This window comes from Mesorhizobium onobrychidis (assembly GCF_024707545.1).
GTDB lineage: Bacteria > Pseudomonadota > Alphaproteobacteria > Rhizobiales > Rhizobiaceae > Mesorhizobium > Mesorhizobium onobrychidis.
Genome location: NZ_CP062229.1, coordinates 5467127 through 5492417, shown reverse-complemented (window position 1 = coordinate 5492417; position 25291 = coordinate 5467127). Strand labels below are relative to the sequence as shown.

The following is a 25291-nucleotide window of genomic DNA, read 5'->3' as shown; positions in this document are numbered from 1 at the left end:
AACTGGCCGTCGTGGCGGCCTCTCGGTTCATACTTGCAGCCCGGCTAGCCGAAAGCCCGTAAGAAGACGATCGACGTCAGCCTGGTGCTGGATGGGATTGTCAAAAAAGAACCAGCGCATCAGCTCTTTGTCGTCAGCGCCTGGATCTCCGCGCCAAATGCCGCGGACATTGCGCAAGAATGCCGTCCCGAGAGATCGAGCCTCGTCGAGGTTTCCCAAATGTGCGTTAGCCACTGCCAGCCACCCTGGAAACTCGGGCCACACGTCTCTTGAAGCCTGGGCTCCGAGCTCAAGAGCACGGTCATAGCGGCGGCACAGCACGTGAACTATGATCCCGAAAGCCAGGTACCAATCGGGATAACTGGGGTTGAGACGAAATGCTTGCCCCAGCGTCTCAGCCGCCTCCTCGCATTGCGCGGTGTAAGCGAGGTAGCTCGATCGATATATCAATCCATCTGCATCATTGGGGTTGAGCGCATGCGCCCTATCAAAGTGCCATTTCGCCTCGCTGTACTTGCGGGGAAACATGTGGCACCAGCCCAGGATGATCTCCGCAACATGGTCGGTTGGATCCAGTTGAGCCGCCTTGCGCGCTAGATTCAGAGCCAATTCGTGCGGTTTATCAAAAGGGACGCCCCAATCCATGTATGACGTAGCCATATTATGAACGAAGGCGAGCCCGGCGACGCCACGGGCATAATTGGGATCGACCTCGACGGCTTTTTCGAATAGGCGTCGGGCCTCAAGCATTCCCTCTGTGGTATGTAATGAAAAAGCGCGTTTGCCTCGCAGCCACCATTCGTACGCCGTGACACTCTGTGGCGGCTTGCTGGCGACGCGCTCAAGCCGATCGTCCTGCAAGCGCAACACTGCCATGCTGACGATCGCTCGGGAAATATCGTCCTGAATGGCGAAAATGTCGCCAAAATCCCGATCGTAGCGCTCAGCCCAGAGATGGCTGCCACCAATAGTGTCGATTAGCTGGGCTGTTACGCGGACGTGTGCTCCCGCGATGCGGATGCTCCCCTCGAGAAGATATTGAACGCCAAGTTCTCGACCGACTTGCCGAGCATCGATCGACCTGCCCCGATAAGCAAAGGAAGACTGCCGGGCAATGACCAGCAAGCCGTTGAAGCGCGATAATTCGGTTATGATGTCTTCCGTAATGCCGTCGATAAAGTAGTCCTGTGCAGCGTCGCCGCTCAAGTTGGCGAAGGGTAGAACCGCGATGGATGGTTTGACGTGAGGGGGCTGTTGCGCAGCAGGTCGTGACGGCCTCTCGCTCCCCAATTTTACGCGTAGTACACGGATCGGTCTGGCAATGTTTTTTATGTTGCAGGGACCGAGATCGTCGAACGCGACCGCCAGCTTGCTACCAATTTGCTCATGCACGCTTCCCGCGAGGTAGACATCGCCTGGCTCCGCGATTGACTGCAGTCGCACAGCAATTATGACACCATCGCCAAAGAGGTCGCCGCCGTCGACGACGACATCGCCCAAATTGACACCGACGCGGAGCACGACGCAGCGGTCCTCGGCGACCCCCTCGTTTGCGAGCGCCATCCGCTTCTGCAATTCGACTGCGCAGGCGACCGCGTTCACCGCGCTGGCGAACTCGACGAGCACGCCATCGCCCATCAACTTGACGATCCGGCCGTGATGTTCCGCGACCAACGGTACCAGTATGCTCTTGCGACGTTCCCTCAGAGACGCGAGCGTGCCGGCCTCGTCCTGTTCCATGAGTCGGCCGTAGCCGACCACATCTGCGGCAAGGATGGCGGCGAGGCGGCGCTGGGCACGTTCTTCGGCCATAGGGCGCGATTGTCCCAGAGAGTGCAGTAGCCGAGATTGTACTGGTGAGCAGTAGCGATGTCCATCAAACCGCGATTTCTGAATGGGTCAGGGCCCGCCAAAGGATCGCCGGGAAGCATCGACTCCAGCCCTTGCTCGCCGGGACGAGGAATTTCCGGATATGGCGCGACCGCGCCTATTGACCAAGCTGCTGCCTGTGTCTGGCAACCCTATAACCCCTTCGAGCAAAACCTGCGCGCGGCTCTCAGTCCGTTCTAGGATACGCCTGCTCGCGTCGGGCGCTGTGGCTGCGGAGGGCGGCATGGGAGAAGAACCATGTCCAGATGGAATAGAGGCCACATCGTTGGTCAGAAGCCACCCCTCAAGCGGCGCGAAGTCTGGAGCATTCGAACACGACTGCAGGTGTCGGGCGCAGAACGGGATTTGGCACTCTTCAATCTCGCCATCGACAGCAAGCTTCGAGGTTGCGACCTGGTTACGATCACTGTAGGCGACATTGCACCTTCCGGCGCTGTCCGCGATCGGGCAGTGATCGTTCAGAGGAAGACCGGGCGGCCGGTGCAGTTCGAGATCACGGAGCAGACCCGAGCCGCCGTCAGCGCTTGGATAGCCCGTCGTGGTCTCAGCGAAAGCGATTATCTGTTCCCAAGTCGCGTACGGGCGAAACCACACATGTCGACGAGGCAGTATGGGAGGATTGTCGACAAATGGGTTTCGAGCATAGGGCTCGATCCGAAGCGGTATGGGACTCATTCCATGAGACGCACGAAAGCTGCGCAGATTTACAAGAAGACCGGCAATATCCGCGCCGTGCAGTTGCTCCTTGGCCATACGAAGCTGGAAAGCACCGTCCGCTATCTCGGCATCGAAGTGGACGACGCATTGGCAATTTCCGAACAAGTCGAATTGTAGAGGAATGCGGAGTGCCGCTATCCTGAAGCGGCGCTCCTTGACCCTGACCGGACCTTCCTGCCGCCAATAGGCATCTCGGAAACGAACGTTCAGCCGAACCAGCACTCATGACCCAGTTCGGTCATAGACTGCGACGAGTTCGAACGGACGTCAGCAGGACGGAAAGCTGCCATTTGGATGATCGATCCAGGCATGATATTCGGCCCGGCTGCGCGCCTCAAGGGCAGGCACTTTGGCGTAGCCGAGCTACCGCTCATTCTTCGGGCAAGCCAGCCAGCCGCCACCCTTCCACAAACATGTCGAACAGTCGCGGAATGTGGCGCAGCGGGTGGCTTGTCTTCATGACCGCGATCGAGACGCGGGGATTTGCCGCCCGCAGCTTAGCGATTGCATCGCTTGCGGTCGGCAGATCTCCAGCCGACGCCGAGAACGAAGCGAGCTGGCGATAGGCCCATGTCAATTGCGGGTTTTTGTCCAGCATTCTCTGTGTGAGCTTGGCCGCCAAGGCATAGTCGCCCTCAAGCCCGTAGGTGACTGCGATACCCGCCCTGAAGTTGTGTTCCAGCAAATCGAACGGGCTGAGTGCGAGCGCCCGCTCGAAACATTCCCTAGCCGTCTTGGGATGGTCGCGAAAAATCTCGATCCAGCCGAAACGGGCCCAGGCCCAGGCGCTGTTCGGGTCGAGAGCAAGCGCCTTTTCGACATAAGCTGCCGCTCGATCTTGATCGCCCGAACACATGGTGAGCGCTGCTCCGATCGCCGTCAATGCCATCGGGTCATTGCTTGTCAGTCGCGACGCCTTCTCGGCCTCGGCCAGCGCGAGCGCCCGTTCCGTCGCTGGATCGGACGCCCAGAGATAGACCACGTTTTGCGAGTGGCCCCAAGCGAGCAACGCATGCGCGCGTCCGTAATCCGGGTCGGTCGTGATGGCTTGCTCAAGGAGCGATATGGCCCGTCGGTTGTCTTCGACAGTCGCACTCCAGACGTTCGGATAAGCTCTCAGCACCAGTTCATAGGCCCTCAGGTTGTCGGGCTGCTTTCGTCTGGCCTGTTCGATCTCGGCATTCAGCAATGCCGGGTGGATGGCGCCTGCCACATGCCCAGCTATCTCGTCCTGCAACGCAAAAATGTCGGTCGCGGCGCGGTCATATCGCTCGGACCAGATTTGGGCTCGCGTCTTGGTGTCCACGAGCTTGACGGAAACCCGCACACGGTCCGCTGCCCGGCGCACCGTGCCCTCGACCGCATATTGGATGCCCAGTTCCTTGCCAATCTCCGGCAGGTCGACAAAGCGGCCCTTATAGGCATAGGCCGACTGACGCGCGATGACGAAGAAGTCACGCACACGAGAGAGGGTCGCGGTTATTTCCTCCACTACGCCTTCGACGAGAAAATCATCGTCGGGGCCACTCAGATTCTCGAACGGCAAGACGACCACCGATGGCTGATCTCTTTCGAGCGGTACCGCCGAGATCGCATGGTCCCGTGGGGGCATGATTGGCGGCTCTTCCGACCGCTTCTCTGCCCCGTGTTGATCGTCGATCAGCGCCCGGGTTGCCTCCTCGGGCTCCACGCCAAGGTCGCGTTGCAGCGCTTCTCTACAAAGGAGAAATTGCCGTAAGGCTGCGTTCGCCTTCCCACGATGCCGATAGAGCCTGATCAGTGCGCGATGAGCTTCCTCGGCGGTGGGATCCGAAGCCAGCAGCCTTTCCGCGAGCCGTTCGCACGCTAACTCCTCCGTGGAACCAACAGCAGGCGGAGCAAGGCTCAATCGCTCTACCAACTGTAAGGCCTTTCGCCGATAACTGCTCTGATGCGGCGCAAACCACCCGTCGAGCCCGTCGGGGATCGATTCACTCCCCAGTACATCGCCTCCGTAGAGATCAGCCGCAGAGGCGAGACCAGCGATCTGGCTCGCCTGAATCTTCTGATCGAAAACCCATATATCGACCTCGTCAGAACCGGCCACTAGGGTGACGGTATCCAAATCTCCCTCGACGTGGATCGCCGCACCATTGCCGGCCGGGAACGAGCGCCTGATGTCGACCAATGCCTGACGCAGACTGTTGCGCGCTTGCGCGTCGCCGCGACCGGACCAAAAGGCTTCAGATAATGCGTCCCGCCGAACGCCTCTGCGACCTGCCAAAACCAGTGCGGCGAAGAGGAGCGATGTCTTGCGCGTGGCAAATCGAATCGTTTGACCCTGAGGGGAAACAACCTCGAAGCCACCTAGCAAGCGAACGCGCACGATCCTGCTCCGGCATTGTCGATATTCAAGACATGATAACACCCGTGACGAGTGATTTAACGCAGATTTAGCGGCACCGTGGGCGGCTTCGCTCCGTTATTCACGCATAGTCGAACAGCTGCAAATCGCAGCCATGACAAGCTATTCCCATCGTGCTCAATGATGGGAGGCCAAAATGGCACAATCGGGATTTAAGACAAGCTACGACCTGCCGAAGGGCGGCATCATCAAATCATTGGTGGAGAGTGCAGCGACTATTGTCGCGGCGATCGAAAGGCGACACCAGATTGCTGGGAGACGCAGGGCCCTCAAGGGTTTGACGGTCGATGAGTTGGAAGACATCGGCTATCCGGCTGCCGACGCGGTTGAGCCAAAGCCCATACTTGAAATCAAAGCCGGTCTGATGACGACGTTGATGTCGATGCGGTGAATTGTGAAACCCGCCGAAAAGTGACCTCAGGCAACGGAACGCTCAAGCGCCTGATCCAACTACTCTTTCAGGATCGGCGGAGGGTCACGACAGGCGCCTTCCAGGACCCCTTAGCTGGTCCGGTCAAATACTCTTCCAGCGATGTGCTTATCGACGGTCGGTTCCGGATCCCGACCGTCGGGAGGAATCGAGCGTCATAGCGATGCTCATGGCGCAACGACAGCTGCTATCTGCGTGCGAGTAAGACGTGAGCCTCTTGGGGGAACGTCAGCTCCCCTCCAGTTGAATAGATTGCCAGCGAAGAATTTAGATCACCCGTGATCGCTGCGATGACTGCGTCCCGATGTCCGGCATCCATTCCGCTGACCAGCCCAGCCTGCGGAGTCGCTGCCAGCTGTAGTCGCACATATTCCTTTGACGAGGGGAATCGGATGTTCTGTGGCGTCGTGTGGATGGTCACCTGACGAAATCCCGCCCCGGCCACCAATCGGTAAAGCTCGTCCGTATCGGCGAGTGAATGCTCGGACCGTTTCGTTGCCGAAGCGCCTGGACCGAGATGCCGATCCAAGGCATCCGCCAGCGCCTTTGCCGCAGGAGTGTGCTCAATAGCGCTGAAAACGTTTAAGGCCAGTCGGCCGTCAGGCACCAGAACCCGGAACATCTCACGTAGCGCACTCGATCGGTCCGGAAAAAACTGTAGCCCGAGCTGGCAAAGAACCAGATCGAAGGTGGAGTCAGGGAACGGCATTTCGAGCGCGCTTCCCTCGTGCCAGTCGATGCGCGGTCCAGCGCCTCTCGGGTGCGATCGAGCAACGGCAAGCATGCCGGTGTTGATGTCGAGGCCGACGACCTGCCCACTTCCCATACGCTCGGCCGCCGAGCGTGCCACCACGCCGGTGCCGCAAGCTACGTCCAGAATCCGCTCACCAGATTGAGGCGCAGCACGATCCATCAGGTCGGCAGCCCACAGGGCTGTGATTGCCGGGACCAGGTAGCGCTCGTAGAGTTCCGCGGCGCTGCCTTCCAGCTGCCACTGCTCCTGCTGGGCCATAGACTCCCTCCCGCCCAATGAGCCGCTCGGGCAACGGCCCGATCAGAGCTCGAAGCAACGATCATAAAGCGCGTGTATGTCAACCAGCAACCCGCGATGGAAACAGAGCAGATCGCTAGGAAGGTCCGCTCACCCACCCCTAACGAGACCTCTACTGCTGTCTCGGCGAATGCCCGGAAATGGCGCGGCCGAGACGGCCGGCACTTGGGCTCGGATTATACCGCGATGGAGCGTTCTACGTCTCAATCGGGTGGAAAGCGGAAAAGCAGCCATCAATCTCCAATTACCGGATTGTTCCCGCATAGCTGGCAATGCTCGAGCCGCTTTTTACGGCGAGTTGCTCCCGCTACCATGGGACTGCAATGCTCTCAAAGAGACTCATCGTCGGAAAGCGGACGTGATAATCTGAAGCCACATGCTTTTCGCGGCGGCTAGCGCCCAGTGGAGAGAGGGCACATCAAAAATGAGCGGCGGGCTGGAATTTGACGAAGAGACCAGCCGAAAGGTCGAAGCGCTCTATTTGACTCCCGACGTGGTCGAACAGCGGTGCCAAGTGCTGAAGGCACTGCAGCTGAGGGAGGGCGAACGGATTCTCGACATCGGTTCTGGCCCCGGACTCCTGGCTTATGACATGGCAGCTTCCGTCGGGCCCGACGGCCGTGTGTGCGGTATCGACATCAGCGACGACATGCTGGCCATGTCCAGAAAACGTTGCGCCAATCGGCCTTGGGCCGAATTCCTGCGGGCGGAGGCAACCAAACTGCCCTATCCGGACGATGATTTCGATGCTGCCGTATCAACTCAGGTCTACGAATATGTTGCCGATATTCCGGCAGCGCTCGCGGAGCTTTACCGGGTAACGCGCCCGGGCGGTCGCGTGGTTGCTCTGGATACGGACTACGATTCGTTGGTAATTTACACGGGCGATCAGCCGCGCATGGAGCGGGTGCTTTCGGCTTGGGACGAACATTTTGTACACGGCGGGCTACCCCGGACCTTGTCGGGGCAGCTCCGCGACGCCGGGTTCACGATTCGACAACGCGATGTGATTCCGATGTTCAATCCCGAGTACCACGACAATACCTACGCCAGACGCATGCTGGCTATCATGGCGTCCTTTGTAGTCGGGCGCAGAGGCGTGTCCCAGGAGGAAGCAAACGCTTGGCTTGCTGAGTTTTCTGAACTTGGCAAGCAGGGAAAGTTCTTCTTCAGCCTCAATCGGTACCTTTTTGTCGCGGACAAGGTTGCGGTTACATGACCGGTGATGTTCAGTGGAATCAATGTCGCGTTAGCGGTCAACTTCCGTCGTACCCTGCTCGATCGCGGATGGCCGGATTGGGTCAACTCAAGCGCGAACGGCGGCTCTGGAGAAGCGCCCGGAAGGTCGGCAATTGGCGCGTCCATGACCTCCAGCGTGGTCGCTGGCTATGTCTGCTTTCAGGAAGCGGCAAAGGTGATCTCTCCGGCAGAGATAGAGGCATTGCCGCCCGGCAGTCTTGGCCGGGAGAGTCCGCTATGGGTGGAATTCGGCGGATAGCTGCCGTTCAGCAACCGGCCTCATTCAAGACGTTCGCAACGATCTGCACGAAGCTCAAAAGCAGTCGTTATGCTATCAGCTTTTCCCCTTTGGGTAGAAAGCAAGGCACGGTCACCTTCGGTTCCTGCGATGGGAAGCCGAGCAATCCGCGTGGTCGGATTAGTGCTGTTGGCAGCCTATGACCGGCGCAGCACGTCCTGCCATTCTGGATGACGGTCGATCTGCGCTTTTGCGAACGGACAAAGCGGAATGATATTGACCTTTTCGCGTCGGGCATCCTCGACCGCCTGGCGCACCATTTGCTCGCCGACCTTGCGGCCCCGCAAGGCTGCTGGGACTTCTGTATGGTCGATGATGATCAACCCTTCGCCGGCCCGGCTATAGGTCATCTCGGCTTCGACGCCATCGATGACCATCCGGTAGCGTCCCTTGGATGCGCCATCCTCCCGTTCAACCTTTTCGTCGGTCGATGAAGGGGCCTTCTTCGGCAGCTCGGCGTGTGGTGGCCGGACCTGCCCCGGCCGCCCTTGCATACACTCCAGCAGATCGCGGTCCCATCCTCCGAGATCGGCGGCGGCCTCGTAGGTCGAGACGAGAAACGCCAGAAGTGCTTCATCGCCATCGGCCGCCGACTGCACCGCCTCGTAGGGCAGGATGAACTCCGACAGGCCATCATGCCAGAACGCGGCATCCGGCCGGACCGATGCCCCTCGAAAGCCGTTCGGCGTAGGATAGGCGTAGGCGTAGAAGGCGGGATAATCGATGCCGCCGCCGCCCGGCCAGAAGCCAGCCGAGGAGACCTCGCGGTCGTAGGCCTCCTGCGTCACGTCGTCCGGCAATGCGGGAATGCCGCCGCCATGGAGAGGCGCGCGCCGCCCCGAAAAGCGGGTAACGGCCAGATCGAGAGCGCCCCAGAACAGGTGAACGGGGCTGCATTTGCCGAGAAAGGAGGTCCGGAACGTCTTGAATACCCTGTCGACCGCCATCGACGCGTGATGGAAGCGTTGAACGGCGTCGCGGTCATAGGGCCGTTCGCGATGATCCTCGTTGAACGGTACGGGGTCCGGCACTTCGTTCGGCTGGCCGTTGAAGGTCGGCGTGCCGCCGAGTTCGGAAACCAGCCGGACGAAACTGGCGTGGAATGCCGCGACCGTGGTCGGCCCGAGCGCAAAAGACACCTTGCGGCCGTCGCCGCTCGTGCCCATCACCATGTGGTCTCGAAGGTCGAACAGGATTTCGATGCCAGGGCCGTCGGGGATCGGCGAGGATGTCAGGCCGTTAGGCGTGACATAAAAGGTCGCGTTCCAGGAATGGTTGAGCCACGGGGTGTGAGCCAGCCGATATTTGCCGGCGATCTGCAAATAAAGATGCAGCGCGGAGCACGTCTCGCGCCAACCGAGGTAGTCGAGGTGGGGCCACCTGTTGCTCATTTTCGCTGTCTCCATCCAGCATTCAACCGGCACGCGACATCGTTCATGTCGTCCTCGACCGCCCGAGCCGCGTCCGCGCGATCACCTTATCAGCGCCGGTCAGTCCGGAAGAGGAATATGCTCATCCCGGTCATCGACCGGGAGATCGAAGCGTCCCTTGCCCCAGTTCTCAGCGCGCCATTCGACCTTGGCCTCTTCGATTCGCTCCCGGGACGAGGCGACGAAGTTCCACCAGATATAGCGCGGTCCGCTGAGCGTTGCGCCGCCGAGGACTATCAGTTGCGCGCCTTGGCCGCCGGCCGAGACCGTGATCCTGTCGCCCGGGCGGAAGACCATCATCTGAGGTGCCTCGTAATCCTGGCCGGCGATCGATATCGAGCCTTCGACGATGTAGATGCCTCTGTCCTCATGATCGTCCGGCATTGGCAGCCGGCTTCCTGCTTCGAGCTTCACATCGGCGTAGAATGTCTCCGAGAACATCGTCGCGGGGGCGTGCTTGCCGTAGGCGTTCCCAAGGATAAGCCGAACCGAGACGCCACGGTCCTCGATCACCGGCAGCGCCTCCTTGCCGTGATGCTCGAACGTGGGCGCCATGTCCTCATGGCTTTCGGGCAGAGCCAGCCAGGTCTGGATCCCGAACAGACTGTTCGGACCGCTTCGGGCCGCTGCGGACGTGCGCTCCGAATGGGTAACGCCACGCCCGGCGACCATCCAGTTCAACTCGCCGGGACGGATGATCTGGTCGGCCCCGGTGCTGTCCCGGTGATGGAAGTCGCCGCGAAAAAGGTACGTAACGGTGCCGAGACCGGTATGCGGGTGTGGCCGGACATCGATGCCCTGGCCGGTCAGCAACTCGGCCGGGCCGGCCTGATCGAAGAAGATGAACGGCCCGACCATCTGCCGCTTCGGCGCCGGCAGGGCGCGCCGAACCTCGAAACCGCCAAGGTCGCGGGAACGCGGAACGATGAGGGTTTCGATCGCGTCGAGGCCAACCTCATCGGGGCAGCCCGGTTCGATTGCTGGGTTCCAACTCATGCGCGTCATCCTCTCCTGGGCTTCCGGGCGGCCTCGCCCCTCGCCGATGAGAAGGCGAATGCCCGGTTTCCGTCAATCTGCACAGCGTGAGCGGGTTGAGTACTACCCGCCCGACGCCGGCCCGAACTAGCGAGCGGCCGTCTCCGCAGCTAGCCACGCAATGCGCCAAACTGTGTCGCGGAAAGTGGAACGTGCAGGCAATAATGTCGCTGAGGCCGGTGGCCCACAGGCGAGCGCGTCGTCTGCCAAGGCTTCGCGGATGTCAGTGCTTTACCGGTCGAGACCCCAGAGGTGGGGATTTCGTTCGAAATGCTCGATCAGCATTTCGGTGAGTATCCGTATCTTCCGTGCCGGATGCTGACCCGGCGGTCGGATGACATATGCACCCGCTGGCGGTGGCGGATAGCGTGTCATGATCGGAACGAGCGCGCCGGAGACCACATAGTCATAGGTGATGCAATCGGGGAGCCAAGCGATGCCGAGTCCTGCTGCTGCTGCGGCGGCGAGCGCCGTAGCGTTGTCGGCCTTGAACCTGCCCTGCGGCTGAACCGTGACGATCTTGTCGCCATCCATGAGTTGCCAGGCTTCGGTTCCCTGCATGAGGGACTGATGGGCAGCGAGCTCATCCGGCGTCTCAGGCGACCCATGCGCTTTGATATAGTCCGGACTGGCGACCAGTTTCCCATAGATCGGCCCGACACGTCTCGCGATCAGGTTGGAATCCTGAAGGTAGCCAACCCGGATCGCACAATCAAAACCTTCGGTGATGAGATCGACGAAGCGATCGCTGTAGGAGGTATGGATGTGGAGGTGCGGGTGGTGTCGCGCCATGTCCGCGAGCACGGGGGCGAGGTGAGTCGGGCCGAAAGAAAGCGGCACGGCAATTCGCAGGCGGCCGCGAAGGTCACCGGCTGGTAGAATCGTTTCCCTGGCCAAGTCGATCTCGGCGCTGACCCTGGCTGCGTGGTCGCGAAACGTGACCCCGGCTTCTGTGAGAGCGGCGCCGCGGGTGGTTCGTGCAAGGAGCTGGGCGCCAAGTTCCGCTTCAAGCCGGAAGAGTCGCCGGCTGACGATTGACTTGGATACGCCGAGCCGGCGCGCGGCGGCCGAGACTCCCCCCGCATCAGCGACTTCCACGAATGTCCGCAGGTCTTCGATGTCCAATTCAGTGTTCCTGTTTCTGCGACACAGCTTGGCACAACGGAGCACTATCGCATCCCGTATGGGAACGGCAATACCACCTCCAGACAGCGCCGCAGTCGGCGCATGTCTCTTGGCGAACCAATCTCACTCAAAATGGCAGCAGAGGATGTACTCATGACTTTTCGTAACGGCCTGGATTCGCTTCTTCGTCCCGAAGATTCGGTACTCGTTCTCATCGACCACCAGCCTTACCAGCTTGCGAACCTGAACAGCCACGATCCACAGATGGTGGTGAACAATTCAACGGCGCTGGCGAAGGCAGCCAAGGCCTTCGGCGTCCCCACCATCCTGACCAGCGTGATTTGCCGACCGGGGCGGTCTGCTCTTCCCCCAGATCACCGATGTGTTTCCTGGACAGGAGGTGATCGACCGGACGTTCATCAACACCTGGGAGGATAAGAAGGTCGTGGACGCGGTCAAGGCGACGGGCCGCAAGCAGCTGATCATCGCCGGCCTTTGGACCGAGATATGCGTCGCGATGCCGGTTATCCAGGCTCTCGGCGACGGCTGGGATGTGACGGTCATCACCGACGCTTCGGGAGGGACTTCGGTCGAGGCCCACGAGGTCGCCATCCAACGGATGATCGCGGCCGGCGCGAACATGATGACCTGGCTGGCGCTGGCGTCCGAATGGCAGCGCGACTGGGCCCGGACCGAGCATGCCGCCGAGCTGTCGGACATACTGAAGTATCATGTCGGTGGCAGCGGCATCGCGTTCCTGTGGGAACAGCAGTTGCTAAACACGCCGGTGCCAAGCGCCGTGAGCTAACCTGAATGGGATGACGAGCATTCAGAACGATGCGCCGCAACGAGTTGAACACGCATCGGGCCTCGTCATCCCACGCTTGTTGATCGGCCCTTATCATCTCAGAAGAGAAGCAATGAACGGAAAAGCCGCACCCGCTCGGCCCGGCTGGCCTGAAATCGTCGTGGGTCTCGTCTGCCTGACCGTACTGGCTATCGGCGGGGGTCTCGGCCTGGTTCGGTTGGATCTTAACCCGGTGGTGCTCGGCTTGATTCTGACGGCGCTGGAAGCAACGCTACAAGCGTGCACTGTAAATACCGGTAAACGTCACGGCCTTCGACTTGATTGCCTGTGGTCACCATCACCCTTGAACAGCTGGCTGGGAGACGTGTGCTTTCGCAGCGCCGGAAAAACATCGACGGCATCGAGGAGGCACGCGCCGAATAGGACGGCGATGGTCTCGTGGTTGCCGCTACCGGAGATCTGGGTCCGATGAGAATTCTCGTTGTTGGCGCCACCGGCCTGATCGGCGCTTCGGTCTGCGCCCGCCTCGTTTCCGAAGGACATGAAGTGGTCGGCATCGTCCGTAGCCCACGGGCAAATGCAGCCCGCGACTACCAATTGCTGGTGCTGGACATGGCGACCGCGCTACGCCCTGAAGATTGGCTGCCGCATCTGGCCGGCATCGATGCCGTCGTGAACTGTTCCGGGGTTCTGCAGGACAGCCCTCGCGAAAAGACCGGACAAGTTCATCGCGATGCGGCGTCGGCTCTTTTTCGCGCCTGCGCGCGCGCCGGCGTTACCAAGGTGATCCACTTCTCGGCAATGGGTGTCGATCGGGCACAGCCGTCGTCGTTCTCGGCGACGAAGTATGCTGGCGATCAGGCCCTCATGGCGCTTGATCTGGACTGGATAATCCTTCGCCCTTCCGTAGTGCTCGGCCGGCCTGTGTTTGGGGCCAGTGCATTGTTTCGCGGTCTGGCCTCGCTGCCGGTCCTGCCGTCAATGCCAGATACCGGCCGGCTACAGGTCGTGCAGCTTGAGGATGTGGTCTCGACGGTGCTCTTCTTTCTCAATCCCGGCAGTCCGTCTCGTCTGGCGCTGGAACTTGCAGGTCCCGAACAGCTGACCATGGACGAGATTGTCGGCACTTTCCGCCGCTGGCTCGGCTGGGCTCCCGTGCCCAGGCTTGCCTTGCCGGGATGGGTTGCGCGGCTTCTCTACCGCCTCGGCGATCTTGCCGGGATGCTCGGCTGGCGGCCTCCGATGCGCACCAACGCCGCCAGGGAGATCACGCGAGGGGCGCTCGGAGATCCATCGGACTGGATTTCCTTGACCGGCATACGGCCACAAAGCTTGGCGCAGTTCCTCGCGCTTAATCCGGCAACGGTGCAGGAAAAATGGTTCGCCGGGCTTTATGTCGCCAAGCCTGTAATCTTCGTCGTCCTGCCGTTCTTCTGGATCATGACGGGGATTGTGTCGCTGACCACTGGCTACGGCAACGGCATCGGCCTTATGCAAAGCACGGGGGCTGGCATATTGTCGGCGCCTGCCGTGATCGCCGGCGCTCTTGCCGACGTCGTCGTCGGCGCACTCATAGCCTGGCGGCCAACGGCGCGAAAAGGCCTCTACGCCGGCATCGCGCTCTCGCTGTTCTATCTGATCGTGGGCACTTTCCTGCGCCCGGACCTGTGGAACGAACCGCTTGGGCCGTTCCTGAAGGTCTTGCCGATCATCGTCCTTCACTTCGTTGCCTTGGCAATCCTGGAGGAGCGCTGATGCTCTATTTCGTGCTGAAGTTCCTGCATGTCATAGGTGCCAGCGTGCTGCTTGGCACCGGCGCCGGCATTGCCTTCTTCATGCTTCTCGCCCACAGGACCGGCAACACAGCAACAGTTGCGGCAGTGGCGCGCATCGTGGTGATCGCCGATTTTCTCTTCACGGCAACCGCCGTCGTGGCGCAGCCGATAACCGGCGTCGCGCTCGCCTGGCAGGCGGGTTACGCGCTCTCCGAAGGCTGGATCGTGCTTTCCATCGCACTCTACATCGTCACCGGTGTGTTCTGGCTGCCGGTGGTATGGATGCAGATGGAGATGCGCAATCTGGCGTCCGAAGCCGCCAAAGCAGGGACCCCGCTGCCGGCCCGGTATAGCAGGCTTTTCTGGCTGTGGTTCGCCTTTGGCTTTCCCGCCTTTGCTGCCGTCCTCGGGATTTTCTGGCTGATGATCGCGCGACCGGCGATCGAGTGGTGATGCCGTGCCGCGACGGATGTCGCGGCTTCGATTTCAGCGCGGGAACATCTTTCCCACGAGTGCGTTCGGCGCGGCTGGATCAACCCGTGCGCAAACGCCGACATTCAGCCTCATCCGCGACTGAAGTGGATGTTCTCATTGTTGGCGGCGGACCTGCGGGGCTGGCGGCCGCTGTCTATCTCGGCAGGTTCCGTCATCGGGTCGTCGTGGTCGACGCGGGTGAATCGCGCGCGATGCTGATTGCGCAAAGCCGTAACTGCCCGGGATTTCCCGAAGGGATCAGCGGCCCCGATCTTCTGCAGCGCCTTCGTGCGCAGGCCGCCGAATACGGAGCGACACTGGTGCAGGATCAGGCGTCATCGATCGAGCCGACCGTAGGCGGGTTTGGCGCCGAGACCAACGCGGGGCGGATTGTCGCCCGCAAGGTATTCCTGGCGACAGGTATCGTCGACGTCGTGCCGGCAATTCCGCGTCTGGGCGAGGCCATCGCCAGAGGCAGCGTACGCCTTTGCCCGGTTTGTGACGGCTACGAGGTCATAGATCGTCAGGTCGCGGTCATCGGCCACGAGGCGAAGGCACTGCGAGAGGCCTTGTTCCTCAAGCAGTATACGCAGCACGTCACAATGCTCGCATGCTATCTCCCCGATTTTTCCACCAGCACACGGCGCGTGGCCATGGAAGAGAACATTGCTGTTTGCGACGCGTTCAAAAAGTTTGTTCCCACCGACAGCGGCTACCAGGCCGTCCTCAAGGACGGCGAGATGCGCCATTTCGACGTCATCTATCCGGCGATGGGATGCCGGGTGCGTTCCGAACTCGCGCTGGCAATGGGCATCGAATGCTGCGACGAGGGCTATGTCGTCGTCGACAAGCATCAGCGGACTTCGGTCGATGGGTGTATGCCATCGGCGACCTGGTTAGGGCCCTGAACCGATCGCAGTCGCTTTCGGCCAGGCTGCGATAGTCGCGACCGATGCGCACAATGATTTTGCTTCGCGTACGAATAAGCTCGGAAACCTACTCCCTAGCCCAGCATGGCTGCTATCACGAAGACCGCGGCCGCTACGAGAACGACTGCGGCAATCACCAGCACCGGCCAGTTCTTGCCAGGCCGAAGACCAGGCTCGCTTTCTACCGGCCGCATCGCATTGGCGAAGCTTGCTTCATTCGTGAACTCTGGCTGTCGCCGTGGACGAGCCTCGGCGACAGGGCTCGGCACATCTGCCGCTTCGGCGTCGGTCGCTTCAGGTGCGGCGGCAGGGTCGAACCCCGGGGTCTTGTCCTGCGTCGCCCCGGCCTGAATATCGCCTCTCGCTTTGGCGGGCGTCTGATCTCGTCGTGCGGCCATCATGGTCTCTCCCTGGCAACCAAACTTCGATCTGCCTCAGCGGTTCCAGACTGCGCCGCATTTGCTGAACACACCCCGTTTGCTGAACACCCCAGATTTTCTGAACAGACTTGGCGGTGATCCGCCTCTCCGGAACAGAGGGCGCCTTTCGCAGTTGTGTTGGATCATTGCCTGGTGAGTTGGCCATGCCGTCTGCACTCGAGCAACTGGCTCAATCCGTGAAAGAGCGACGAGCGATCTTGTTCGTTGGGGCGGGGGTGTCGATGAGCGTCGGCCTGCCATCCTGGCAGAAGCTCATCGAGCATATGGAGGATGAACTCGGCCTCGACCGCGACATGGTCGACATGCCTGAACCCAGCTACCAGGCTCTTGCCGAATATTACCGGCTGAAGAATGGGGGTCTCGGTCCCTTGCGCAGCTGGATGGATCGCGAATGGAGCGTCTCGCGGGAAAAAGTCAAGGGATCGGCGATCCACAAGCTGATCGTGTCACTCGATTTCCCGATCATCTACACCACCAACTATGATCGGAACCTTGAGGTTGCGTTCGAAGTCCACGACCGCCCGTTCGTAAAAGTGGCCAATGCCAAGGATATCGCCAAGGTGAACGGTGAGGTTGCCCAGATCATCAAATACCACGGCGATTTCGACGACGATGCATCTCTGGTCCTGGCGGAGTCCGACTATTTCGAGCGGCTCTCGTTCGAGTCGCCATTGGACGTGAAGTTTCGCGCCGACGCACTGGGGCGCACCATCCTGTTCATCGGCTACAGCATGTCCGACATGAACATCCGTCTGTTGCTGTATCGGCTTTGGGAAACCTGGCGCCGGTCCGGCTACGAAAAGAACCGTCCGAAATCGTTCGTCTTCATGCCGCAACCGAGCGTCGTCCAGGAAGCGGTCCTCGGACGCTGGGGCATCGACATGCTGACCGAGGAGGCCAATCGGCCGGAGGATGCTCTGGTGGCATTCCTGAGCAAGCTCAAGGACGGGATAGACAACACTTGAAAAGCGATGTGATGCACCGCGCTTGAAACCGAATGGTTGACCGGCAAGTTCGGAAAACTCGCTCGGTTCGACCAGGCCGGGAACATTGTCGATCGCTGCGACGTTCATAGCCGGAAAGGGACGCTGTTTGCGGAGGCCTAGGATGGGCCACTTCGAAATGATCGATCTCGTTTCCGTCATCAACGCTTGCACGACCGGCCGCGCCGCCGGGCGATTGGTGTCGATGGCCAAAGCCGTGGAAGAGTTGCGGGTGCTGACCGGGGATTTCATCTCGCCGGACGAAATCGTGGCCAACGCCCTGTCGCCGGTGGCGTGGGAGCGCGGCTGCGCGGTACTGTTCGACGAGCAGCCGGGCGCCGACATTCTGCACACGCCATGGCAGGATGCCTGAGCGGCTGAGGACGCCTGAGCGTTGCCGAATATCGGCAGCCGCGCCGGCGGGCGCTGCACGCATCGCGTATGGCCGCCGTCAGGAGCGCTAGAGCATCGGACCCAAAAGTGGGTACCGGTTTTGGGGAAATCCGATGCTCAAACAAAAAGATAGAGCGGCGGTACGACTCGATTTGAAAGTCCGCCGCTCTAGCGGCAGTTGGAACCCGGACCGTAACGAGAGTGTTTAGCCGCCATCGAGGTGAGTGAGGAAATCGGAGAAATGCTATGACCGAAAAGGAGACCCGTTACGAACATGGCGCGACCAAGTACCCGGCCAAGAAAGACGCGGACGCGTCGGATCAATTCTCCCAGGAGGCGGCCGGCAACAAGAAGCCTGCCGGCGGGATGGGCCTGACCCGGTCAAAGGAGGAGGGGAGGACAAAACCCGTCAGTCCGAAGGGCAGGACCCGCCTAGACAGGCCACGCCCAGTGCCGCGACAGAAAAGACAACCGGCGCCGGTCCTTCGATCGCCGAGCGTTCCAAGGATGCCAAGGCACCGAAGAGCGGCCGCCAGCCAGGCGCCTACGTCAAGAAGTGACCGGCCAGGGAACCTGCAGGTCAGCGGCCTCGTCGTCAGGCAGCACCGTCAGCCCATCATCGTCTTCAGCGGCTCCCGAGCCAGGTTTGCTTCGATCTCCTTACGGCCCGGCGTTTCCCGCAGCGCTATGCGCATGTTCTTGCGATATTCGTCCGGCATGCGCGGCGGCAGCATAGGTTCATACGCGTCGACGACCGCCTCTATGATCACCGGACCTTCCGCGGCAAAAGCGGCGTCAAGGACCCCGTCGACGTCCTCAGGCCGGGTGACGCTGTAGCCGATGCCTCCCATAGCTTCAGCTGCCAAAGCGAAATCGATCGGCTGGAGTTCGCAGGCAAATTGCGGGTTGCCGAGGAACATCATCTGCTCCCAGGCGATCTGGTTGAGCATGTTGTTCTTGATCACCAGAAGCTTGAGCGGAATCTTGTAACGCACGGCCGTCGAGAATTCGCCAAGCTGCATCGCGAGCCCGCCATCGCCCACCACCGCGAAAACCGGCCGGCCCGGAAAGGCGATCCCGCCGGCAATCGCATAGGGCAGCCCGCAGGCCATCGCTGCCAGCGAGCCGGAGACGGCGAAATCCTGTCCTGCCTTGATATCGATATGACGGGCGGCAAGTTCGGTGTTCTGACCGGAATCGCTAGCCAGGATCGCATTGGCCGGCATTCGGTCGCCGAATGCCTTGACGACACGCTGCGGCTTGAGCGGCACGTCGTCCCGGCTTTCCGCCTCGGCCATCATCCTGCGCCAGCGCTGTAGGCTCTGTTGTGCATCTTCGAGAAAGGATCTGTCCTGCGATGAGTTAACCGGCAGATCGCATCGACGATTTTCTCTCGAACTGTTCTGCCTCATGCAGCAGCCGGATCACCTCCGCGTCCGTGGTCTGCGCGAAATCCTCATAATATCGGCCCACCGCAACAAACGGCTCTGGCGTGGCGAGACAGACCACTTCGTCCACATCGGCTTTTATCAGGTCGAGCGTATCCCGGGGTGCGACCGGAACGGCCAAGACGACATGCGCGGCGCGATCCTTCCTTAGCGCCTTGAGCGCCACCCTGACCGTGCCTCCGGTGGCAATGCCGTCATCGACGACGATGACGGTCCGGCCCAGGACCGAAGCCGCAGGCCTGCTGCCGAGATAGAGGTTTCTGCGGCGTTCGATTTCGAGCAGTTGCCGCCGTTTCTCTGCCTCGACGTAATCGTCTGACGGTTGGACCAAAGCCATCGCCTCCTCGTTGAGGACGAGCTGCGGATTTTCCCCGTCGACGACCGCGCCGATGCCATATTCGGGATGGCCCGGTGCGCCGATCTTGCGCACAAGCAGCACGTCGAGCCGGGCACGGAGTGCCTTCGCCACTTCGAAGCCGACCGGCACTCCGCCGCGCGGCAGCGCCAGCACCAGAGGATCGGTTGCCGCGAACCCGGTCAGGGCGGCGGCAAGCTGGCGCCCCGCATCCGTTCGATCCCTGAATCTCGGCGCGTCAAAGATCATTGTCTTCACCTTTCCAAGGACGGGCCTGGCATCGGTGCGTAGCAGGCCTCCTCCTCGCCCAAATTCACCTTGCTGGCGAAACGGCGATCGGAGGCAAATTGTTTCATCGACCCTTGGTAAAAATTGGCGAACGATGCGACTGAGAACCCGGTTCTGGGCCCAGATGCTCTCCGGCAAAGGGTTATCCCGTGGGCTATCGCCAACGCTAGCGATTAGGTCCTTGCTGCCGCCGGGCTGTTTGTTTGTCCCGAACTGCGCTTGCGCCCATCGGTTCCGTCTCGAACCGGAAAAATGATGGATTCCTGCTGGCGAGCCTTGGGCGCGCGAAAAAAACGCTGCTGGAACAATCGATCACCCTGGCGCGTTCGACTGTTTTACTCCTGCCGGGGGTCCTCGATGGCGCCACGTCCTTTCTGGAAAGGCTATCTGAAGCTTTCGCTCGTGACCTGTCCGGTCGCGATGACACCGGCTACCACCGAGAGCGAAAAGGTCCGGTTCCACACGCTCAATCGTAAGAGCGGGCATCGGGTCGTCAGCCAATATGTCGATGCCGTCAGCGGCAAGCCCGTTGCTGAAGACGACGAGGTGAAGGGGTATCAGCGCGGCGAGGACGAATACGTCCTGCTCGAGGACGATGAGATCGACGCAGTCGCGCTGGAGAGCACCCGTACAATCGACATCGACATGTTTGTCGATGCCGACAGCATCGGCTGGATCTGGTACGACAAGCCCCATTACCTCACTCCTGACGATCCGGTCGGGGAGGAGGCATTCTCGGTCATTCGCGATGCCATGCAGTCGACAGGGACTGTTGGAATATCGCGACTGGTCATGTATCGCCGCGAGCGCGCCGTCATGCTTGAACCGCGAGGCAAGGGCATCGTGCTGTGGACACTGCGCTATGGTGACGAGGTTCGCGATCCCGAGGATTATTTCGGCAAGATCGAAGACGCCAAACCCGACCCGAAACTGATGGACATGGTCTCGACCTTGATCGATGAGCGGACCAGGCAGTGGGATCCCGCCATGACCGGAGATCCCGTCCAGGCGCGGCTGCTGGAGATCATTGCCTCGAAGAAGAAGGGCAAGAAGGGTCCGGCAAAGGCAAAGGCCAAGGCCGAGCAACCGCCCAGCAACGTGATCAACATCATGGATGCGTTGCGCAAGAGCATCGGCTCGGAGGCCGGAAAGCGGAAATAAGCGCCTGGGAGCAGGCTGGGCTGGGGGACAAGGGCAGCACAATGAAGGTCATACCCCGCGATCCTGCTCTCGACAGCACCCGCCGATGACCCGCGATTTCCTCCTGCCGCTCGATACGCCTCCGATGGAGGCCAAGGCGGCCGATGCGATTCCCGAAGGAGACGGATGGCAATACGAGCGCAAATGGGATGGTTTTCGCTGCCTGGCATTCCGGCAGGATGACGCGGTGGAGTTGCGCGCAAAGTCAGGCAAGCCGCTCGGACGCTATTTTCCCGAACTCGTCGCGACGTTGAAGGAACTACCGTCGCGCCGTTTTGTCGTCGACGGTGAAATCGTCATCTCGATCGACGGCAAGTTTTCGTTCGACGCGCTCCAGATGCGGCTTCATCCCGCCGAGAGCAGGATCCGCAAGCTGTCCGCCGAAACCCCGGCGCACATCGTCCTGTTCGACATGCTCTGCGACGAGCACGGAACCGTCTGGTTGGCCCGGACCCTGAAAAAACGGCGAGCGATCCTTGAGGCTTTCGTCGCTTCGGCAAACCGCAGGAACATCGTGGTTTCGCACTGTACGCGCGATGTGAAGGAAGCCCGCTCCTGGTTAGGGGATGCCGGACATGGCGAGACGGACGGCGTGGTCGCCAAGCGGCTGGACGGTCCGTACCAGCCGGGCGTGCGCGCGATGGTGAAGGTGAAGCGGTTGCGGTCGGCCGATTGCGTGGTTGGCGGCTTTCGCTATCTCAGCAACAGCCCGCAGGTCGGCTCTCTGTTGCTGGGTCTGTACAACGAGGCCGGCAAACTCGATCACGTCGGTTTCACCTCGACCATTGCCAAAGACGACAGGGCCGAGCTTACCCGCAAACTCGAAGCGATGCGCGAGCTACCCGGCTTCACCGGAAAAGCGCCGGGCGGGCCGAGCCGCTGGAGCACCGAGCGCAGCGGCGAATGGGAGCCGGTCCGGCCCGAATTGGTGGTCGAAGTACGCTTCGATCACGTCACCGGCGACCGTTTCCGGCATGGCACCAAGTTTCTGCGCTGGCGGCCGGACAAGGCTCCGGAGCAATGCACGTTCGAGCAGATCGCCTGATTATTTCTATGCATGCCCTTCGTAACGCCACCCTCAAGCCGCTTTCCTGCGCCGGTTTGCACGGTCTTCGATTGGCGCTGCGGCGGCTCGGAAATCCTGCCAGGGATCCGACGGCAGCGAGGCAAGCCGGGTCGGCGTGTTCCCGACGCTAAAATAGGCCGGTCCGATGCCGGGGCCGAGCTCGTCCCAGGCAAGCGGCATTGAGACCGCCGCACCGGGTCGTGCTCTTGTAGAATAGGGTGCGACGGCGGTCGCACCGCGCTGGTTGCGCAGATAGTCGACGAGGATTTTTCCGCGCCGTTTGGATTTGGTGATGGTCGAGACGTAGCGGCCGGGGCTGTCGGCGGCCATGGAGTCGGCTATCGCCTTGGTAAAGGCTTTCGCCGCCGGCCACTCGGCCATCGGCTTCAATGGCGCCACGACGTGCAGACCCTTGCCGCCGGAGGTCTTGATGAAGGGGACAAGCCCTGCATCCTTCAGCCGATCGCGGGTCTCGACGGCGGCTTCGATCACCGCCTCCCAGCTCACGCCTTCGCCGGGATCGAGGTCCATGGTGATCGTGTCCGGACGCTCCCAATCGCTCACCATCGAGCCCCAGGGGTGGATCTCCAGCGCCGCCGACTGGACAAGACCGATCAGCCCATCGAGATCATTGATGCTGATCAGCCGCTCGTCGGGCGGATCCTTGGGGTCGTGGACCAGCACGATGTTTGGATTGAGACCTTTCCAGGCATGCTTCTGGAAGAACTGCTCGCCCGAAATACCGCTGGGACATCGCAGCAACGCCAGCGCCCGGCCGACGAGGTACGGCGATGCATAGCGCCAGACCTCGGCATAATAGTCGGCGAGGCCTTCCTTGGTCACGCCCTGGTCCGGCCAGTAGAGGCGGTCGGGATGGGTGAGCTTCACGGTCCGGCGCTGAGGTTTGGGTGCTGCCTTGTTCGTCTTCGGCGTTTCGCGCACGATCTCCTTCGCCGGCTTGTCTTCACGCAATCCGCGAAACGAGGCATGGCGCAGATTGCCGTCGGCGGTCCAGGCGCGGAACTCGACTTCGGCGACGAGTTCCGGCCTGACATAGCGGGCTTGCCGAGCCTCGTCCGCGCTCAGCCGCTCGTCGAACGGGCTTGACGGAATCCGGATCCGCTCGAGCTTCTTGAAGAGGTCGTGTGCAACCGCTGCAGTGTAGCCGGTGCCGACGCGCCCGACATGATGAAGCTTGCCGTCGTCATAGACACCCAGGACAAGCGAACCGATCGCGTTGCGCGAAGTTGTCGAGGGGACGTAGCCGGCCACGACAAATTCCTGCCGCGCGGAGCATTTCGACTTCACCCAGTTCTTGCTGCGCCCGGCGCGGTAGGGCGCATCGCGAAGCTTGGAGACAACGCCTTCCAGGCTCAGCCGACAGGCATGTCGCAGCACCAGGGGGCCATCCTCCTCAAAATGTCCGCTGTAGCTGACGATGCCGCTATCACTGCCGATGATCTTTTCCAGCAATTCCTTACGGTCGATCAGCGCAACGTCGCGCAGATCGTAGCCGTCGAGATGGAGCAGATCGAAGACGTAGAAGCGAAAACGATCACTGCGACCCTCGCTGAGATCGGCTTGCAGGGCGGAAAAATCCGATGCGCCGGCGGATGTCTCGACCACGAGCTCACCATCGATCAACGCCGTGCCGACAGGGATATCGGCCAGCGCCGAAACGACCGCTTTTCCAAACTTCTTCGTCCAGTCGAGACCGCTCCGCGTCAACAGTTTGACGCGGCCGGCTTCGAGCCTGGCCTGCAGGCGGTAGCCGTCGAATTTGATCTCGTGCAGCCAGCGTTCGCCAGACGGCGCGGACGAGACCAGGGTCGCTAGCGTCGGCTCGACGAAATCGGGCAGCGCTGCCTTCTTGGCATCCTTGATCTTTGACGGTTCTGGAACGCTGACGGTGGCGGGCTGCTCTTCCGGTGGAGCGGCCCTCGTGCGGCCGCTGCGTTGCTTTCGGATGCGCCCCGTCTTGGACGACCAGCCGGGCTCTTCGCCGGCGACGTCCTCGATCTTGCGGCCGGTCGCGACGGATTCCGGCCGCTCGTCCAGAATATCGGGGTCGTCTTCGGTGCGCGCGGCGTCATCGTCGCCCTTGATCAGCAGCCAATTCTCGCGCTTCTCCCGCGGCTTTCCGGCCATCCGCACAAGATGCCAGCGGCCGCCGAGCTTCTCGCCGTGAAGTTCGAAATCGAGATGGCCTTTGGCATAGCCGCGATGCGCGTCGCCAATCGGCGTCCAGGTGCCTCTGTCCCACAGAATAACGGTGCCGCCGCCATATTCGCCCTTCGGGATGGTGCCTTCGAAACCGCCATACTCCAGAGGATGGTCCTCGACATGGACGGCAAGGCGCTTCTCGCCGGGGATCAGGCTCGGCCCTTTCGTGACAGCCCAGCTCTTCAGGACGCCGTCCATTTCCAAACGAAAATCATAGTGGAGCCGCCTCGCATCATGCTTCTGTATGACGAAGCTGTTTCCGGTCCTCGGTGCCCTGCTGCCCTGCGGCTCCGGGGTCACGGAAAAATTGCGCTTCTTGCGGTAGGTCTCGAGCGCCATCGGTCAGCCGGCTTTCCGACGCGTCTCCTTTGCCTTCGCCTTCGCGTGGCGCGCCGGCTTTGATTTTGCCGCGGGCTTTCTTGTCGCGGGCTGCTTGCCGGCGCTTTGGCGCAGCGCATCCATAAGATCGACGACCTTCTCCCGCCTGGGCTGCTTCGGAATTGCGATCTTCTTGCCTTCGAGCTTTGCCTTCACAAGCTCGGCCAGCGCGGCCTCATAACGGTCGTCGAATTTGGTTGGATCGAATTTGCCCCTCTTGGTCTTGATGATGTGTTCGGCCAGTTCGAGCATCTCGCCCTCGATCTTCATATTGGGAATGTTGTCGAAGGCCTCCTCCGCCGAGCGCACCTCGTAATCGAAGTTCAGCGTGGTTGCGACAAGGCCTTCGTCATAGGCGCGGATGAGCAGGGTCCGGACGCGCCGGAACAGGACGGTCTGGGCGATGGCGGCGACTTTCTTCCTGCGCATGCCTTTGCGGATCAGCCCAAATGCTTCTTCCGCGTGTTTGTCCGGCGGCGCCAGGTAATACGGCTTGTCGAAATAGACATCATCGACGTCGGAACAGCCGATGAAGGCCGAGACCGACAGCGTCTTGTCGCTCTCGGGGACAGCGGCTGCGACCTCATCGGGTTCGAGCACGACGTACTCACCCGAGCTGATCTCATAGCCTTTGACCTGATCGTCCTTCTCGACGGGCTTGCCGCTATCGCTGTCGACGAAGGCGCGATGCACCCTATGGCCCGTGGCGCGGTTAATCGTGTGGAAGGCGATCCGCTCCGAGGTCGAGGCAGCCGTATAGAGCGCTACCGGGCAGCTGAGTTCTCCAATTTTCAGGAAGCCCTTCCAATTTGCTCTCGGCGCCAAGACAACAGCCTCACTGTCACAAGCGTTTGCACTGGAAATGCAACGTGGCGGTGCCGACATTTGTTCCTTTGGCGCCTGCACGGCGAG

The 25291-nt window shown here is 61.1% G+C and carries 22 protein-coding genes and 2 pseudogenes; 13 read left to right on the top strand and 11 right to left on the bottom strand.

Translation table 11 applies throughout. From position 1 onward, the window contains the following. Nucleotides 1–27: 27 nt before the first annotated feature. Nucleotides 28–1812, bottom strand: coding sequence for an adenylate/guanylate cyclase domain-containing protein (locus IHQ72_RS27345; protein WP_258118465.1), 1785 nt, complete (start codon nucleotides 1810–1812; stop codon nucleotides 28–30). Nucleotides 1813–2127: 315 nt separating this feature from the next. Between IHQ72_RS27345 and IHQ72_RS27340 the strand changes: the two genes are divergently transcribed. Further along, entirely contained in the window at nucleotides 2128–2724 is a 597-nt protein-coding gene (locus IHQ72_RS27340) for a tyrosine-type recombinase/integrase (protein ID WP_258118464.1), read from the top strand. A 253-nt stretch (nucleotides 2725–2977) separates the two neighbouring features. Here IHQ72_RS27340 and IHQ72_RS27335 read toward each other — a convergent pair whose 3' ends face one another. After that, complete coding sequence (locus IHQ72_RS27335) at nucleotides 2978–4972, bottom strand: AfsR/SARP family transcriptional regulator (protein ID WP_258118463.1); 1995 nt, start codon at nucleotides 4970–4972, stop codon at nucleotides 2978–2980. A 175-nt stretch (nucleotides 4973–5147) separates the two neighbouring features. On the opposite strand from IHQ72_RS27335, the gene IHQ72_RS27330 reads away from it, so the two are divergent. Further along, the gene (locus tag IHQ72_RS27330) at nucleotides 5148–5402 is read left to right on the top strand and encodes a hypothetical protein (protein WP_258118462.1); all 255 of its coding nucleotides are present in this window, start codon (nucleotides 5148–5150) and stop codon (nucleotides 5400–5402) included. Between the two features lie 226 nt (nucleotides 5403–5628). Here IHQ72_RS27330 and IHQ72_RS27325 read toward each other — a convergent pair whose 3' ends face one another. Next, a complete protein-coding gene (locus IHQ72_RS27325) occupies nucleotides 5629–6453 on the bottom strand; it encodes a methyltransferase domain-containing protein (RefSeq protein WP_258118460.1) in 825 nt (274 codons plus the stop codon). A gap of 463 nt (nucleotides 6454–6916) precedes the next feature. On the opposite strand from IHQ72_RS27325, the gene IHQ72_RS27320 reads away from it, so the two are divergent. Both IHQ72_RS27320 and IHQ72_RS27315 read left to right on the top strand, forming a co-directional pair. Then, nucleotides 6917–7711 carry a methyltransferase domain-containing protein gene (locus IHQ72_RS27320; RefSeq protein WP_258118459.1) on the top strand — a complete coding sequence of 265 codons (795 nt, stop codon included), beginning with the start codon at nucleotides 6917–6919 and terminating at the stop codon, nucleotides 7709–7711. 6 nt (nucleotides 7712–7717) lie between these two features. Continuing rightward, nucleotides 7718–7990 carry a hypothetical protein gene (locus IHQ72_RS27315; RefSeq protein ID WP_258118458.1) on the top strand — a complete coding sequence of 91 codons (273 nt, stop codon included), beginning with the start codon at nucleotides 7718–7720 and terminating at the stop codon, nucleotides 7988–7990. 176 nt (nucleotides 7991–8166) lie between these two features. On the opposite strand, the gene IHQ72_RS27310 is transcribed toward IHQ72_RS27315, so the two are convergent. The 3 genes from IHQ72_RS27310 to IHQ72_RS27300 all read right to left on the bottom strand — a co-directional run bounded on the left by IHQ72_RS27310 (nucleotide 8167) and on the right by IHQ72_RS27300 (nucleotide 11619). Then, nucleotides 8167–9420: a DUF5996 family protein gene (locus tag IHQ72_RS27310; protein ID WP_258118456.1), complete on the bottom strand. Its 1254-nt coding sequence runs from the start codon at nucleotides 9418–9420 to the stop codon at nucleotides 8167–8169. A 99-nt stretch (nucleotides 9421–9519) separates the two neighbouring features. Next, on the bottom strand, nucleotides 9520–10455 hold the full coding sequence (locus IHQ72_RS27305) for a pirin family protein (RefSeq protein ID WP_258118455.1): 936 nt from the start codon (nucleotides 10453–10455) through the stop codon (nucleotides 9520–9522). Between the two features lie 270 nt (nucleotides 10456–10725). Then, the gene (locus IHQ72_RS27300; protein WP_258118454.1) at nucleotides 10726–11619 is read right to left on the bottom strand and encodes a LysR family transcriptional regulator; all 894 of its coding nucleotides are present in this window, start codon (nucleotides 11617–11619) and stop codon (nucleotides 10726–10728) included. Between the two features lie 153 nt (nucleotides 11620–11772). Here IHQ72_RS27300 and IHQ72_RS27295 point away from each other — a divergent pair. From IHQ72_RS27295 to IHQ72_RS27275, 5 genes and pseudogenes are all read left to right on the top strand, one after another. Then, nucleotides 11773–12427, top strand: a pseudogene (locus IHQ72_RS27295) (hydrolase). Between the two features lie 10 nt (nucleotides 12428–12437). Then, on the top strand, nucleotides 12438–12899 hold the full coding sequence (locus IHQ72_RS27290) for a hypothetical protein (RefSeq protein WP_258118453.1): 462 nt from the start codon (nucleotides 12438–12440) through the stop codon (nucleotides 12897–12899). Beyond that, nucleotides 12896–14182, top strand: coding sequence for an SDR family oxidoreductase (locus tag IHQ72_RS27285; RefSeq protein WP_258118452.1), 1287 nt, complete (start codon nucleotides 12896–12898; stop codon nucleotides 14180–14182). Before IHQ72_RS27290 ends, IHQ72_RS27285 begins: the two co-directional genes overlap by 4 nt. After that, complete coding sequence (locus tag IHQ72_RS27280; protein ID WP_258118451.1) at nucleotides 14182–14655, top strand: DUF2269 family protein; 474 nt, start codon at nucleotides 14182–14184, stop codon at nucleotides 14653–14655. Before IHQ72_RS27285 ends, IHQ72_RS27280 begins: the two co-directional genes overlap by 1 nt. 59 nt (nucleotides 14656–14714) lie before the next feature. After that, complete coding sequence (locus IHQ72_RS27275) at nucleotides 14715–15584, top strand: NAD(P)/FAD-dependent oxidoreductase (RefSeq protein ID WP_258118450.1); 870 nt, start codon at nucleotides 14715–14717, stop codon at nucleotides 15582–15584. 95 nt (nucleotides 15585–15679) lie between these two features. On the opposite strand, the gene IHQ72_RS27270 is transcribed toward IHQ72_RS27275, so the two are convergent. Beyond that, entirely contained in the window at nucleotides 15680–16003 is a 324-nt protein-coding gene (locus IHQ72_RS27270) for a hypothetical protein (protein ID WP_258118449.1), read from the bottom strand. 185 nt (nucleotides 16004–16188) lie between these two features. On the opposite strand from IHQ72_RS27270, the gene IHQ72_RS27265 reads away from it, so the two are divergent. Further along, nucleotides 16189–17010, top strand: a complete 822-nt coding sequence (locus IHQ72_RS27265) for an SIR2 family NAD-dependent protein deacylase (protein ID WP_258118448.1) — start codon at nucleotides 16189–16191, stop codon at nucleotides 17008–17010. Between the two features lie 142 nt (nucleotides 17011–17152). Further along, nucleotides 17153–17401: a hypothetical protein gene (locus IHQ72_RS27260; protein WP_258118447.1), complete on the top strand. Its 249-nt coding sequence runs from the start codon at nucleotides 17153–17155 to the stop codon at nucleotides 17399–17401. Between the two features lie 628 nt (nucleotides 17402–18029). Here IHQ72_RS27260 and IHQ72_RS27255 read toward each other — a convergent pair. After that, nucleotides 18030–18773, bottom strand: a pseudogene (locus tag IHQ72_RS27255) (thiamine pyrophosphate-dependent enzyme); the annotation flags it as partial. Nucleotides 18774–18783: 10 nt separating this feature from the next. After that, complete coding sequence (locus IHQ72_RS27250; RefSeq protein ID WP_258118446.1) at nucleotides 18784–19473, bottom strand: phosphoribosyltransferase; 690 nt, start codon at nucleotides 19471–19473, stop codon at nucleotides 18784–18786. Nucleotides 19474–19869: 396 nt separating this feature from the next. On the opposite strand from IHQ72_RS27250, the gene ku (IHQ72_RS27245) reads away from it, so the two are divergent. Together ku (IHQ72_RS27245) and IHQ72_RS27240 are read left to right on the top strand one after the other, a co-directional pair. Beyond that, complete coding sequence (ku, locus tag IHQ72_RS27245; RefSeq protein ID WP_123149539.1) at nucleotides 19870–20673, top strand: non-homologous end joining protein Ku; 804 nt, start codon at nucleotides 19870–19872, stop codon at nucleotides 20671–20673. Nucleotides 20674–20758: 85 nt separating this feature from the next. Further along, nucleotides 20759–21757 (top strand): ATP-dependent DNA ligase, encoded by a 999-nt coding sequence (locus tag IHQ72_RS27240; protein ID WP_258118444.1) that lies wholly within the window; start codon nucleotides 20759–20761, stop codon nucleotides 21755–21757. A 33-nt stretch (nucleotides 21758–21790) separates the two neighbouring features. Here the strand turns inward: IHQ72_RS27240 and ligD are convergent, their stop codons facing one another. Continuing rightward, nucleotides 21791–24340, bottom strand: coding sequence for a DNA ligase D (gene ligD / locus IHQ72_RS27235; RefSeq protein WP_258118442.1), 2550 nt, complete (start codon nucleotides 24338–24340; stop codon nucleotides 21791–21793). Nucleotides 24341–24343: 3 nt separating this feature from the next. Then, nucleotides 24344–25204: a non-homologous end joining protein Ku gene (gene ku, locus IHQ72_RS27230; RefSeq protein ID WP_258118440.1), complete on the bottom strand. Its 861-nt coding sequence runs from the start codon at nucleotides 25202–25204 to the stop codon at nucleotides 24344–24346. Between the last annotated feature and the right edge of the window lie 87 nt (nucleotides 25205–25291).

What these genes read in the sequence shown, in the direction of transcription:
- IHQ72_RS27345 (WP_258118465.1), bottom strand. Translation starts at nt 1,812, where the DNA reads ATGGCCGAAGAACGTGCCCAGCGCCGCCTCGCCGCCATCCTTGCCGCA.
- IHQ72_RS27340 (WP_258118464.1), top strand. Translation starts at nt 2,128, where the DNA reads ATGTCCAGATGGAATAGAGGCCACATCGTTGGTCAGAAGCCACCCCTC.
- IHQ72_RS27330 (WP_258118462.1), top strand. Translation starts at nt 5,148, where the DNA reads ATGGCACAATCGGGATTTAAGACAAGCTACGACCTGCCGAAGGGCGGC.
- IHQ72_RS27325 (WP_258118460.1), bottom strand. Translation starts at nt 6,453, where the DNA reads ATGGCCCAGCAGGAGCAGTGGCAGCTGGAAGGCAGCGCCGCGGAACTC.
- IHQ72_RS27320 (WP_258118459.1), top strand. Translation starts at nt 6,917, where the DNA reads ATGAGCGGCGGGCTGGAATTTGACGAAGAGACCAGCCGAAAGGTCGAA.
- IHQ72_RS27315 (WP_258118458.1), top strand. Translation starts at nt 7,718, where the DNA reads ATGTTCAGTGGAATCAATGTCGCGTTAGCGGTCAACTTCCGTCGTACC.
- IHQ72_RS27310 (WP_258118456.1), bottom strand. Translation starts at nt 9,420, where the DNA reads ATGAGCAACAGGTGGCCCCACCTCGACTACCTCGGTTGGCGCGAGACG.
- IHQ72_RS27305 (WP_258118455.1), bottom strand. Translation starts at nt 10,455, where the DNA reads ATGAGTTGGAACCCAGCAATCGAACCGGGCTGCCCCGATGAGGTTGGC.
- IHQ72_RS27290 (WP_258118453.1), top strand. Translation starts at nt 12,438, where the DNA reads ATGACGAGCATTCAGAACGATGCGCCGCAACGAGTTGAACACGCATCG.
- IHQ72_RS27285 (WP_258118452.1), top strand. Translation starts at nt 12,896, where the DNA reads ATGAGAATTCTCGTTGTTGGCGCCACCGGCCTGATCGGCGCTTCGGTC.
- IHQ72_RS27280 (WP_258118451.1), top strand. Translation starts at nt 14,182, where the DNA reads ATGCTCTATTTCGTGCTGAAGTTCCTGCATGTCATAGGTGCCAGCGTG.
- IHQ72_RS27270 (WP_258118449.1), bottom strand. Translation starts at nt 16,003, where the DNA reads ATGGCCGCACGACGAGATCAGACGCCCGCCAAAGCGAGAGGCGATATT.
- IHQ72_RS27265 (WP_258118448.1), top strand. Translation starts at nt 16,189, where the DNA reads ATGCCGTCTGCACTCGAGCAACTGGCTCAATCCGTGAAAGAGCGACGA.
- IHQ72_RS27260 (WP_258118447.1), top strand. Translation starts at nt 17,153, where the DNA reads ATGGGCCACTTCGAAATGATCGATCTCGTTTCCGTCATCAACGCTTGC.
- IHQ72_RS27250 (WP_258118446.1), bottom strand. Translation starts at nt 19,473, where the DNA reads ATGATCTTTGACGCGCCGAGATTCAGGGATCGAACGGATGCGGGGCGC.
- ku (WP_123149539.1), top strand. Translation starts at nt 19,870, where the DNA reads ATGGCGCCACGTCCTTTCTGGAAAGGCTATCTGAAGCTTTCGCTCGTG.
- IHQ72_RS27240 (WP_258118444.1), top strand. Translation starts at nt 20,759, where the DNA reads ATGACCCGCGATTTCCTCCTGCCGCTCGATACGCCTCCGATGGAGGCC.
- ligD (WP_258118442.1), bottom strand. Translation starts at nt 24,340, where the DNA reads ATGGCGCTCGAGACCTACCGCAAGAAGCGCAATTTTTCCGTGACCCCG.